Genomic DNA, 11,777 nt, shown 5'->3' on the forward strand with positions numbered 1-11,777 from the left:
TTATTCTTCTAACTCATTTTCTAAAGCAGCCACGTTCTTTTTCTTAATACTTTCAATTTTTGCATTAAGCTTTAAGACATGTTGGTAAAGCTCGTTAAATTTTTTAACTTGAGCATTTTCATGAAAAAGAATCATATGGTCTTTCTTTTGCCACGAATAGTTTTTTAGAAGTTTAAACATTTCCTCTGCGTCATCTAAAATTTGCAGCTCAATCATAAAAATCGTATGGTCTTGATCAGCTTTTTGCTGAGTTCCCAATTTCATTTCAAGAAGTTGTCTGGTATCTGCATCAACAGATAATTCCTGTATTTTAGCGAGAAAGATTTTATGAATTTTTTCATATTCAGATTGGTATTTATCTGAAGCTTTTCGAACGTCAGCCAACATCTTTTCTGTTTCAGCATATTTTTGTTTTTTATCAATATCCAAACGGTCAACATTTAAAAAAGTATCCCATTTTGCAACCTTTAATTCTCTTAAGTATTCATTACGCGCATTTACATTTTGAACCCAATAACTTAAAAGAAATTCTGAGACTTGCTTATAATGCCCTGCGAGCCGTTTATCATGAATATCGAGTTGTACAGGTTTAGACCAATCTTGAGCCTGTTCATAAAGTTCACTCATTTTTTCATTCATCACCACATCGAACATTTGGCTACTGTCTTTAGCTTGTTGCTGTTTAATATGTTGATAGGAAAAAAAGACAATACCTGCAATTACCACCAAACCTGCAATCGCAATCAAAATTCGGCGCATACACACCTCCTATTTCCATTCTTATAGTTTTGCTCTTTATAGTTATAAAATAGAGCTCTTACTTCTTTATATGTCATTTATTTCACAATACGCAACACTCTATTCGCTATTCAATGCTTTAAATCCTTGTACATCATCCCTATTATGATGAGTAATTAAAATTTATGAGATTCTCCCATGCGTGTTGATGTCTGGTCTGATGTAGTTTGTCCTTTTTGTTACATCGGCAAAAAACGCCTTGAGCATGTCGCGGCTGAAGCTGGCATTGAACTTGATATTCATTGGCATAGTTTCGAGTTAGATCCGAATGCGCCAGCGACCCACGACACTTCAAATACTGAGCGTTTAGCGAAAAAATATGGTCGTACCTATGAAGAGATGGAAGAAATGGAGCGCAACATTGCGGCCATGGCTGCCTCTGAAGGAATCGACTTCCAATGGCAAAAAGCCAACTCAGGCAATAGCTTTAACGCTCACCGTATTATTCACCTAGCTCAAAGTAAAGGCTTAGGTAACGAAGCAAAAGAAGCCTTTTTTCACGCTTATATGACTGAAGGTTTAGCTATTGGCGAACGCGAAGTCGTAGAAGAAATCGCTTCTCGTATTGGCTTAGATAATGCCGAAGTTGAATATGTACTCGATACAAATGAATTGGCTGACTTTGTTCGTCATGACGAAAAGATTGCGCATGAGCAACTTAATGTAACAGGCGTACCATTCTTTGTATTTGATCAAAGAATTGCACTTGCAGGCGCACAACCTCGTGAAGTGTTTTTACAAGTCTTAGAACAAGCACAGCTCAAGGCAAATGCTGAAGAAATCGAGCAAGATGATGCTGCTGTTTGTAATGATGAAACATGTGATATTCCACAAAATAAACAGTCTTAATTGCAAAGTGTGAACAAATCGTATGTTTTATCATCGTTTTAGCAATAGAGCGTTCTAAAAAAAGAACTATTCAATTGCTTAAAATGCGTTTATGATTGCCACTTAGAATATTCGCGCTGTAATGTTCTGTTTTTTATGTGTTTAATGATCGGAATTTGAAGTTTCCTTGATCTAAAATCCCCCTAGTTTGGGGGATTTTTTTTTGCTTAAAAATTCTCGCTAATAGCTTAAACTTTTTAAGTTATTTCAAATATGTAAGAAAAGTTAAATTTACTTAACTTTTGTGTCGTCCTCTTGATTTTATTAGAAAAATCAACAAAAGTGGCAATAACAACAAAACATAAAGATAGATATGAAAACATTTCACGTTATTACGTATCGGCAGCTTTTTGCACTTGTAACATTGGGATTTGGTTCTATATGCATGGCTCATGCAGAAGTAAATTCTTCTTCAACTCAACAAGTCAATGGTTCGTCATCTGGAATACAAACCGAAGAAAATAAAGATGAAAATCTTTTAGATCAAATTCCAAGGTGGATTGATGCCACTCCAACGATTTTTCCGGAGCAGTCCAACCAACCAATTGTTCCACCTACCGAGCAGACCGAAGACCAGACCTGGTTTGACCGTAAGCAAAAGAAAATTCGAAATTGGGCCGATCACACTTCGGAAAAAATTGATAACTGGTTTGGTGAAGTCGACCCTCAAAAGCCTGCTTCGGCCACCATTCGAGTCATGATTGATAACTATTGGAACGAATATGATAACTTTGAAATTAAGCCAAGAATACGCGGTAAAATTAAACTCCCGACGCTAGAAAAACGCTTAAGCGTGGTATTTGGTGATGACTCTTTAGATAACGAATTTAATAATAGTCCAGCCAATATTAACCAGAACCCAAATCAAGATTCAAATAAGAAACTTGATACTAAACGAACACGAGATGATAACAGCTCAATCGCATTACGTTGGTCAAATTTCTCTAAAAAACTGCCGTTTGAAACAGATGCCGACTTAGGTATTCGTTCTGGAGACGACGTGTATGTTCGCTTAAAAGCATCAAGAGATTGGCAACTCCGTAATGACTTTAAGTTTTATGCTGAAGAAATTTATCGCTATGGCATTCATAGTGAAAATTATTTACGTACTAATTTGGAACTCACCCATGCTCGTCCAAATCAACCCATCTTATCAAATCAGTTCAGCCTAACTTATGCTGACGATCAAGATGATGATTTAACATGGGAAAACCGAGTTTTCCGTGAACATAGTTTCTTTGCAAATAACCGTTTTAACTATGGTATTTACACAGGTGGCTATTACAACGACAACGATTTACGCTTAAACAGTTGGGGGCCATTTGTATCATGGCGTCAGCCGCTCTTACGTGAGTGGTTCTTTGTACAAGGTGACGTCAACTACTTTAATGACCACCGTGAAGACCGTAACCATTTTGTCAGCACATTCTTACGTTTAGAAGCACTTTTCTAATTGAGCAAGATCACCTTGGAGGTTATCTCCAAGGTGATGAATAATAAAATACTTTTAAATAAAAATTTAAGCTTTTTCCCTTACAATACTGAGCTAACTTTTGATTCCTGATTTTCAGAAAAATGAATCAATTCTCTTCTTTGTCATTTGAATATAAATCTAAAGCTCTACTTTGTATTTATAGTTTAGGTATGTTGGTTTTAATCCCTCATACACAGCTTTTCTCTACGCCCTTAAAGCATCAACGCTCCACGAGACGCTCCCTACATCCGTCGAGCCTATTCATAAAAAGCAAAAGTCATTCTCTAACTTTTTCAAATTCACCATGTGAAGTAGAAAATAATAATGATTCAGATGCAGCACTCATTCAGGACCTGATGGCCGTGTTTGGAAATGATACGCTGTGGAACCGTGCAACCCAGCACAAACAACCTTATAAAACCTTGGGTAAGAAAAAGAAGAAAGCTTCAACACCCCATATTTCGATCAGCAACCCAATTACTGCAAGCTGGGATACGATTTCAACATGGATACCTTTTGAAAATAATCTTGATTTAGGCTCAAATTCAGAAAGTGATGTTTATGTACAATTTCTTGCCAAAAAAAAATGGAATTTAAGACATAACATTAGCATAGATACCGAACAAGTCTTTCGCTATGGCTCAACCAGCCGAAACTATACTGAAACCACGCTAAACTTAACGCAAAAGATGCAAGACAACACCCTGTTCGCTAACAAATTTAATGTGAATAAGAGTGAAAATGAAGAATACAACTGGGGCAATTGGACTTTTCAGCAATTTGAGTTCGTAAAAGATAATAGCCTGACTTACGGCATTTATAGTGGCGGTGTATATACTAAAAATGACATGCGGGTAAATAGTTGGGGACCTTATATTTCATGGCGCCAGCCCGTATGGCGAGATTGGATTTTTATGCAAAATGATCTTAATTTTTTTAATCATATTGATGATGACCCGAAACATCAGCTTAGTGTTCAAATGAATTTAGAAGCTAATTTTTAACCAAAAATCATCAAGTTGTGGATAACTCTTTCTTTATCCACAAAAAAGCCTCTGACAGTTCAGAGGCTTTTTTTACATCAAATATTATTTCAACAATAAGCTATTAATACGCTTCACATAAGCTGCCGGGTCTTCCGGTAAACCACCTTCTGCAATCACAGCCTGATCAAAAATCACGTTTGCCAAGTCATCAAACTGTTCTGAACCTTCAAGTTTTTTCACTAAAGGATGCTCAGGGTTAATTTCTAAAATTGGCTTGATTTCAGGTACAGCTTGTCCCGCTTGTTTGAGCATACGAATAAGTTGAGGAGACAACTCACCTTCACTTGTTACTAAACACGCCGGAGAATCTACTAAACGGGTTGTTACACGGACTTCTTTAGTTTTAGCCTTCAATGAGTCACTTAATTTCTCAACAACAGGTTTAAACTGTTCAGCCGCTTGCTCTAGTGCTTTTTTCTCTTCTGCATCTTGCAAGTCACCTAAATCAACAGCGCCTTTAGATACATTCTTTAATGGCGTACCGTCAAACTCATGAACAAAGTTCATTGCCCACTCATCAACACGCTCTGCCATTAACAATACTTCAATGCCTTTTTTCTTAAACAACTCCAACTGTGGAGAGTTTTTAGCAGCAGCTAAGCTGTCAGCAGTAACATAATAAATGGCTTTTTGGCCTTCTTTCATGCGCGCTTTATAGTCTGCAAAAGAAGTTACCACTTCATCATTTGTTGAAGTTGCATAACGTAATAATTTTAAAATACGTTCGCGGTTACCAAAGTCTTCGCCCAAGCCTTCTTTCAGTACTGAGCCAAACTCAGTGTAGAAGGTCTTGAATTTTTCTTGGTCTTTTTCATCTTCTGATTTAGCCAAACCATCAAGCAAAGTGAGTACACGGCGTGCGTTACCTTCACGAATTGTTTTAACATCACGACTTTCTTGCAACAACTCACGGCTCACATTAAGCGGTAAATCGGCGCTGTCCACGACACCTTGAACAAAGCGTAAATAGTTTGGAATTAAATTATCCGCATCATCCATAATGAATACACGTTTTACATATAACTTAATTCCCGCTTTTGCTTCACGTGTAAAAATGTCATGTGGCGCTTTACTTGGAATATAAAGTAATTGGGTATATTCGGTGCTGCCTTCAACACGGTTGTGTGCCCAAGCCAGTGGTGCTTCGAAGTCATGAGTTAAGTTTTTATAGAAGTCAACATATTGCTCTTCAGTCACTTCACTCTTGTTACGTGTCCATAAAGCACTTGCAGAGTTAATCGCTTCCCATTCATCAGTCTTGACCATTTGGCCGCCTTTAGGCTCTTCACCTTCAGCAACCTCCTCTTCCTGCCAAACTTCTTTTTGCATTTCAATTGGCAAGCTAATGTGGTCAGAGTATTTATTAACGATTTGCTTAACTTTATAAGACTCTAAATAATCAAGCGCGTCATCACGCAAGTGAAGAATAATATCAGTACCGCGTGAAGCTTTATCAATTTGCTGAACTTCAAACTCACCTGTGCCACCGCTGATCCAACGCACCCCTTCAGAAGCATCGAGACCTGCGCGGCGTGATTCAACTGTAATTTTATCGGCAACAATAAAACCTGAGTAGAAACCAACACCAAACTGACCAATCAACTGAGCATCCGCTTTCTGGTCGCCCGTTAATTTTGACATGAAGTCTTTAGTGCCTGATTTTGCAATAGTACCCAAGTTATCAATTGCTTCTTGTTGGCTTAATCCAATACCGTTATCAGAAATCGTTAAAGTTTTATCTTCTTTGTTTAAGCTGATGCGTACATGTAAGTCCGGATCATTTTCATAATATTCAGGATGATTAATTCCTTCAAAACGCAACTTATCACATGCATCAGATGCATTAGAGATAAGTTCACGTAAGAAAATTTCAGGGTTCGAATAGAGAGAATGCGTCACTAAATGTAAAAGCTGGGCTACTTCTGCTTGGAAACTATAATTTTGTGATGCTTGTTCACTCATAAATCACTCCTTAAATTTTGAAGTTTGTTTGTTCTCGAATGCTTTATGAATGGAGTACTTCTACAATTTTTCAATCCTGAATATTAAAAAATTTTTCTTTAATTAAAACGGACCATGACTTAGTACCCTATCTTGCAAGATAGAGTCCAATTGTTGTTGTCTCTGCTGATAAGCTTTAGAAATACAACTTACATTAGCTGCACAAGCATTCCTTTTTTTTAACCACTGCTGCTGTGTATCTTTTTGATTATCACGGCCACCCATTGGCAATGCATGTAAAACAATTTGATATGTTGTTGCCATTTTGACATCAGCATCATTTAAAGAACGATTTTTGCAAATACTCAGCTCAGTCTTAGTTTTTGCAGCATTACAAGAGAAACTAGCAGCCTGTGCATTATGAGCAAGCGTGATGCCACTAAAAAGTGCTAGACCTATGGCAAATTTTCTATTCATGAGGTTATTCCTTTAAAGATATATAAAAAATAGTTTAAAAATAAAGACCAAAAGAATATGTATAAAACTGTCTGTTTTATGCTTTTTTTAGTGAGAGCAATAAAATAAAAAACCTCACATAAAATCTATGTGAGGTGCCTGAGTCTAGGTTTGTTATTATATTTTTTCTATTTATTATTATGCTTAAAATTTATAGCTATAACCTAAAGTGTAAACAAACGGATTAATATCCAAGTCAAATTTAGCACCATTTGTTAAAGTAACTTCTGGGCTAATATCCGCATAGCGAACATCTACAAATACACCCCAATTTTTCGCATCAGCAGGTTGGAAGTTAAAACCAACTTGTCCAGCTACACCAAAATCTTCTTTTACTTTCTCAGCAACACCTTGCTCATCCCAAGGAATAAATGCTGTCGCCCCGATACCAATATACGGTGTGAAACGAGTTGAGTTTTTAAAATGATATTTTGCGGTAATTGTCGGAGGTAATTGTTTAATACGTGCTACATTTTTACCGTCTAATAAAACATCATGATTAACCGGCGCTGCTAATAATAATTCTGCCGAAAAAGGTGATTCACCAAAAAAGTATTCAACTGATGGTGTAAATGCATATTCATGATCAGCTTTTACTACACCTAAAGCAGTTGTTGTATCGTCAGATGGAGCAATAACACTACCCCCAAATTTTACTTGCCAATTACCAGCAAAAGTAAATGAAGACATCCCCATTAATGCAATAATCAAAGCTTTTTTGAACACGTTAATATCTCCAACCTTATTTATATTTATAATAAACATTTATTTTAAATTGATGCAACACCCATTATAAAATTATTTTTATATTTATTTTTAAATAACTGTTTTAAATAAAAATATATATTAACCAACCATTTTAATTGGTTTTTATCCCAACTTTATTAATCAGAATTATTTTATATAACCAACCTTTTTAATATACTTTAAATTCCGAGTATTTTAATATAATTTATTTTAAATACATATTTTATTTAGAGCATAAAAAAACCTTCTTAATGCTTATCTTAAGATAATTATTAAGAAGGTTTTAATTTAATATATTATAAAAAACTTATAAAACCATGGCTGCAATCCAACCAAAAACTAACAATGGAATATTAAAGTGGATAAATGTTGGAATGACGGTATCCCAAATATGGTCATGTTGTCCATCGACCCCTAAACCAGCTGTTGGTCCTAAGGTAGAATCGGAAGCTGGAGATCCAGCATCACCTAAAGCCGCCGCTGTACCAATCAATGCAATTGTCGCTAATGGCGAAAAACCAAACTGTACACATAAAGGTACATAAATAACTGCTAAAACAGGCACACTTGAAAAAGATGAACCAATACCAATCGTGACAAATAAACCAATACTCAGCATTAAGAAAGCCGCGAGCGCACGATTATCACCAATGATTTCAACCACCCCTTTAACCAGTTGATTGATATCTCCTGTATGCGTCATGACTGAAGCGAAACCGGCGGCAGAGATCATAATAAAGCCTACTAGAGCCATCATTCGCATGCCTTGTACAAAGACATCATCTGCATCTTGCCATTTAAAAATGCCGGCTGTAGACAGAACCGCAAAGCCTACTAAACCACCCAAAATCATTGAGCCGGAATAAAGCTGTGCAACTAAGGTAAGACCAATCGCGAGCAAAGCCATAAAAATTGTTTTTTTCGCAATTACAGGGCCTTGCTCTGCTTCGTGTTTAAGTTCTTCTGCATCTGCTTTTAGATCTACTGTTTCATCTTGCGCTGTTGCACGCAGAGGTTTGTCTAAATCAATGGTAGCTACAGGGGTAATGGCACGGTCCGCATAAATTCTTGGCTTACGGTAACTAATAAATACTGCAACTAAAGTACCTAAAACCATACCTAAAACTGGAATAGCCATGCCAATTGGCATCATCCCACGTTCTACATGCAAGCCATAAGCAGCACCGATTTTGTTGATATTCCCCATCAAAATTTGTTCAAGGAAAATCGCACCAAAGCCAACGGGTAGAAAAATATAAGTACCTACTAAACCTAAAGTCAGGACACAAGCTGCTGCACGGCGGTCTAGTTTTAAATGATTCATGACTCGTAATAATGGCGGCACCAGTACAGGAATAAACGCGATATGAACCGGTATGAGGTTTTGAGAGAAAATGGCAGCAATAAGTAAAATACCTAAGAGTAAATATTTTACTTTGGTTTCACGGCTTTTCCCCGCTTCCATTCCCAACAGACCAATAAGTTTATGAGCAAGCAGGTCGGGTAAACCCGATTTAGAGAGAGCGAGTGCAAATGCACCTAATACAGCATAAGCGAGAGCAACTTCGGCTCCATCACCAAGACCAGCATTAAAAGCTTCAACTGTTTGAGAAAGACTTAAACCCGCGACAAGACCACCAACAATGGCAGAGACCACTAATATCAATACGACAGAAACGCGTGCTAGTGATAGTAAAAACATCACAGCAATCGCCACAACAACAGCATTCATGAACAAATTCAGAACAAAACAAAAGGCGATATTCTATCAGATTCACATCTACGAAGCCGAAAATATCGCCAAATTATCAGTTTTGTAAATTAAACAGTCACTTATTAACTTTGTGATTCGATGAACTGACGAATATGTCCTGCCACTTTTTCAGCCTGACTCAGAATCGCCCAATGGTTTGCTTCAAGCTCAACATACTCAAAGTTTTCAACCCATTTTGGCATTGCTTCCGTAATATATTCAGGACTCACAAAAGTATCGTATTTTAAAATTATTGCTTTGACTGGACACTGTGCATAACGCTGGCGAGGAGTTGTTAAGCGAGGAATAAAATTCGCACGATATAAATTAATCCCGTATTTACCATCAGCAGAAATATTACTATTTAACGGTAAATTATCTTTTCTCTCTAAGTCTTTTAATATTTTGCCCCATTTTTCTGGAGTAAAAAGAGACCAGACCGTCGGAGCAATTAATGGTAAATGGAAAGCACCGATATACCATGATTTTGTTAGTATTTTTAAGATTTTTGCAGGCGTCGTTTTAAATTTATCTCTTAAGAACAGCGCAGCATGATCTAAACAAGGACCAGAAATGGTTGTATAAGAGAGTAAACGGCCTTTAAATTTAGGTTCAGTTGCAGACTCCCAAGACTGAATTGATCCCCAATCATGGGCAGCCATATGGAACTGTCGATTTGGGAGTACTTCATCGACGACTTCTTGTAAGTCTAAAGATAAACGTTCTAAACGATAATCCCGTATTCGTTTAGGAATAGATGACAAACCCGCTCCACGGACATCATAAGTAACAATATAAAAATCATTGATTAAATGCTCAATGACCGATTCCCATACTTCCTGATTATCTGGATAACCATGTACTAAAACTAATGGAGTATTTTTCTCATCACCCCAAGCCTTAGCGCATAGAGTTTGTTGATCACTTGTTGTTACTGTATAAATCTTTGGCTGCATAATCATTTCCTATTTTGTTTTTCAATCGATCATGTCGTTAATCGGATAAAGCATTGCCATCAATATAAAAAAGATGATACTTATCTAGTATGACCAGTGTTGCAATAAAAAAAATTGACTATTATGGCTATTTTAAAAAAACTTCAGAACATTCCCTCAATTTCTAAATTCTTATTTAATTATTATCCTCCCTACCGCGGTGCAGGGATTCATATTGAAATCATGAATTTAGAGCTTTGTCATATTCGCGTAAAAATGCCACTGACCTGGAAAAACCAAAATCTGGTAGGTACTCATTTTGGGGGTAGTCTTTATTCTATGGTTGATCCATTTTATATGCTGATTCTTATGCATCACCTTGGATCAAAATATATAGTTTGGGATAAAGCGGCTGAGATTAATTTTTTATCGCCTGGGCGAAGCACTGTTTATGCTGATATTCGAGTTGACTTAGCAGAAATTGAACAGATTCGAGAACTTGCCGAGAACTATGCTCCAGTGCTTAGAACATATCATTTAAATATTTTTGATGAATCAGGTGTGAGAATTGCTGAAGTGCAAAAGACGCTATACATCCGTAGAAAAAAGGCAAAAGCCTTATACCCATAAAAATAAGTGCCTAAAGGCACTTATTTTTATTTTAGTAAATTCTAACGCTTTTCTTCAATCGCAGCGCCGGCACCACCACCAAGTGCACCACCAATCGCAGCGCCTGTGTCTCCACCAAAAATGGCTTTCCCTACTACAGATCCAATACCGGCACCGATAGCACTACTTGTTGTGGAACTCTTATTACTACCTTTAGCATTCGCTCCTACACCCGCACCAGCTGCTGCACCTACACCAGCACCTAGACCGCCACCAACATGGTTACCGACACCACCACCAACAGCACCGCCTAATGCTGCTGCACCAATACGCTGATCAGATGGACTCATATTCTGACAACCAGTGAACATGAATGCAGATAACATTAAAGTAGAAATTAAACCAATTGTTTTTTTCATGACCATACTCACTCCATTGTGCTCTAATCAAAGCATAATCTTCTTTTATGAGGAATTTGATCAGTTTATGTTATCGCACTGTGGCAATAGATTGATATTTTGTAAAAGCATTCTAGGTCTAGTTATTATTTAAATTTCAATCTAATAAGCAAAGAAAATAGAAGCTCTTATTTTACAAAGAGCTTCTAGTTTAAATATATTTAAAGGTACTTTTAGTATTTCCCTTTTTTCTCTTCATAGGCCGCGCCCGCACTACCACCAAGTGCACCACCTGCAGCAGCACCAGCATCACCACCAATCACTGCACCACCTAAGATTGCACCAACACCAGCACCAATTGCACTGTTACGTACAGTTTTACTGTTAGACCCTTTTGCATTTGCTGCAACGCCTGCGCCAAGAGCTGCCCCTAAACCTGCACCAATATTACCGCCCACATGTTTACCTACCGCACCCCCTGCACCGCCACCAATAGCTGCAGAACCAATACGTTTACTTTCTGGACTTGCATTTTGGCAACCTACAAATAGAGTGGTTGACATCAGACCCACACCTGCAATCATCATCATTTTTTTCATTGAAAGCTACTCCTCTACTCAGTTGTGCCTAGGATAGTATGCTTTCATGAAGAGTTTTTTCTCATTAAGTAAT

At 37.3% G+C, this 11,777-nt stretch carries 12 protein-coding genes; 4 read left to right on the plus strand and 8 right to left on the minus strand.

Annotated elements, in window-relative coordinates; all coding sequences use genetic code 11:
* The gene (locus tag HMPREF0014_RS23775; RefSeq protein WP_006580935.1) at window positions 1-759 is read right to left on the minus strand and encodes a hypothetical protein; all 759 of its coding nucleotides are present in this window, start codon (window positions 757-759) and stop codon (window positions 1-3) included.
* Window positions 760-936: 177 nt separating this feature from the next.
* On the opposite strand from HMPREF0014_RS23775, the gene HMPREF0014_RS23780 reads away from it, so the two are divergent.
* From HMPREF0014_RS23780 to HMPREF0014_RS23790, 3 genes are all read left to right on the plus strand, one after another.
* Window positions 937-1,647: a DsbA family oxidoreductase gene (locus HMPREF0014_RS23780; RefSeq protein ID WP_002156938.1), complete on the plus strand. Its 711-nt coding sequence runs from the start codon at window positions 937-939 to the stop codon at window positions 1,645-1,647.
* A gap of 352 nt (window positions 1,648-1,999) precedes the next feature.
* The gene (locus HMPREF0014_RS23785; RefSeq protein ID WP_006580934.1) at window positions 2,000-3,139 is read left to right on the plus strand and encodes a hypothetical protein; all 1,140 of its coding nucleotides are present in this window, start codon (window positions 2,000-2,002) and stop codon (window positions 3,137-3,139) included.
* A gap of 122 nt (window positions 3,140-3,261) precedes the next feature.
* Window positions 3,262-4,164: a hypothetical protein gene (locus HMPREF0014_RS23790; RefSeq protein ID WP_006580933.1), complete on the plus strand. Its 903-nt coding sequence runs from the start codon at window positions 3,262-3,264 to the stop codon at window positions 4,162-4,164.
* A gap of 84 nt (window positions 4,165-4,248) precedes the next feature.
* On the opposite strand, the gene htpG is transcribed toward HMPREF0014_RS23790, so the two are convergent.
* From htpG to HMPREF0014_RS23815, 5 genes are all read right to left on the minus strand, one after another.
* Window positions 4,249-6,168, minus strand: a complete 1,920-nt coding sequence (gene htpG / locus HMPREF0014_RS23795; protein WP_006580932.1) for a molecular chaperone HtpG — start codon at window positions 6,166-6,168, stop codon at window positions 4,249-4,251.
* 102 nt (window positions 6,169-6,270) lie between these two features.
* Window positions 6,271-6,624, minus strand: a complete 354-nt coding sequence (locus tag HMPREF0014_RS23800; RefSeq protein ID WP_006580931.1) for a lysozyme inhibitor LprI family protein — start codon at window positions 6,622-6,624, stop codon at window positions 6,271-6,273.
* Between the two features lie 183 nt (window positions 6,625-6,807).
* Window positions 6,808-7,389 carry an OmpW family outer membrane protein gene (locus tag HMPREF0014_RS23805; RefSeq protein ID WP_006582275.1) on the minus strand — a complete coding sequence of 194 codons (582 nt, stop codon included), beginning with the start codon at window positions 7,387-7,389 and terminating at the stop codon, window positions 6,808-6,810.
* A gap of 328 nt (window positions 7,390-7,717) precedes the next feature.
* Window positions 7,718-9,142, minus strand: a complete 1,425-nt coding sequence (locus tag HMPREF0014_RS23810) for a Na+/H+ antiporter NhaC family protein (protein ID WP_006580929.1) — start codon at window positions 9,140-9,142, stop codon at window positions 7,718-7,720.
* 104 nt (window positions 9,143-9,246) lie between these two features.
* Window positions 9,247-10,125, minus strand: coding sequence for an alpha/beta fold hydrolase (locus HMPREF0014_RS23815; protein WP_006580928.1), 879 nt, complete (start codon window positions 10,123-10,125; stop codon window positions 9,247-9,249).
* A gap of 117 nt (window positions 10,126-10,242) precedes the next feature.
* Between HMPREF0014_RS23815 and HMPREF0014_RS23820 the strand changes: the two genes are divergently transcribed.
* A complete protein-coding gene (locus HMPREF0014_RS23820; RefSeq protein WP_006582277.1) occupies window positions 10,243-10,728 on the plus strand; it encodes a DUF4442 domain-containing protein in 486 nt (161 codons plus the stop codon).
* Between the two features lie 41 nt (window positions 10,729-10,769).
* On the opposite strand, the gene HMPREF0014_RS23825 is transcribed toward HMPREF0014_RS23820, so the two are convergent.
* Together HMPREF0014_RS23825 and HMPREF0014_RS23830 are read right to left on the minus strand one after the other, a co-directional pair.
* On the minus strand, window positions 10,770-11,126 hold the full coding sequence (locus tag HMPREF0014_RS23825; protein ID WP_023187972.1) for a hypothetical protein: 357 nt from the start codon (window positions 11,124-11,126) through the stop codon (window positions 10,770-10,772).
* Between the two features lie 212 nt (window positions 11,127-11,338).
* Window positions 11,339-11,704 (minus strand): hypothetical protein, encoded by a 366-nt coding sequence (locus tag HMPREF0014_RS23830; protein WP_002157021.1) that lies wholly within the window; start codon window positions 11,702-11,704, stop codon window positions 11,339-11,341.
* Window positions 11,705-11,777 lie beyond the last annotated feature (73 nt).

It is taken from the genome of Acinetobacter sp. RUH 2624 (genome assembly GCF_000162375.2).
Lineage (GTDB): Bacteria > Pseudomonadota > Gammaproteobacteria > Pseudomonadales > Moraxellaceae > Acinetobacter > Acinetobacter nosocomialis.